Consider the following 858-nt stretch of genomic DNA (forward strand, 5'->3'; position numbering starts at 1 on the left):
ACCGTGGACCGCGACGAGACCATCACCGTGCACAACAACCGCACGGAGCGGGTGGACCACGACGAGAAGATCAGCATAGGCGACAACCGCAATGAAGACGTTGGCATCGACGAGAACATCTCCATCGGCAAGAACCGCAGCAAGACCATCGGCAAGACCGAGACCGACAAGATAGGCCAGAACTGGTACGTCACGGTCGGCCTGCTCAAGACCCAGACCATAGGCATGGCCTACATGCAGAACGTGGGTGGGATGAAGATGATGAACATCGGCGTCAACTACATGGAAAACATCGGCGTGGCCATGCAGACCCATGTGGGCATGAACCAGAGCCTCACCGTGGGGCAGGAGCGCCAGGTCAAGGTCGGCAGCAAGCAAAGCACGGAAGTGGGCTCGCAGTACTCGCTGACCGTGGGCGGTGGTGGCGGGGGTGGCGGTGGCGCGGGAGGCGGAGCCGGTGGCGGCATGGCCATGAACATCACGGCGCCCGGTGGGGGCGATGGCGGCGGCGGTGGGAGGCGGCAAGGCCTCCCAGCTCACCATGGATGGACAAAGCATCCAGCTCAATGCCGCCAAGATCCGGCTCGAAGCCCAGCAGGAAATCCTGCTGACCTGCGGCGAAAGCACCATCCGCATCACGCCCGGCGACATCCAGATTCTCTCGCCCATGGACCGGCTCAACTGCTGAGGCCCGCATGTCCTGCAGCCCCTGCATTCCCCGCATCTTCCGCATCTTCCGCATCCGCCGTCCCGTTCTCTCTCACCTCTCCAGGAGCAGCCTCGCATGAGTGGCCAACCCGCAGCCCGCATCACCGACAGCGTCGTCAAGGGCAAGATCGTCACCGGCTCGCGCACCGT

General features: G+C 63.5%; 1 pseudogene. It reads left to right on the plus strand.

The window, feature by feature from the left end:
- Nucleotides 1-688: pseudogene (locus PO605_RS30855) on the plus strand (bacteriophage T4 gp5 trimerisation domain-containing protein); the annotation flags it as partial.
- Nucleotides 689-858: the final 170 nt, after the last annotated feature.

Origin of the sequence: Delftia sp. DT-2 (assembly GCF_028401915.1) — a bacterium.
Lineage (GTDB): Bacteria > Pseudomonadota > Gammaproteobacteria > Burkholderiales > Burkholderiaceae_C > Comamonas > Comamonas tsuruhatensis.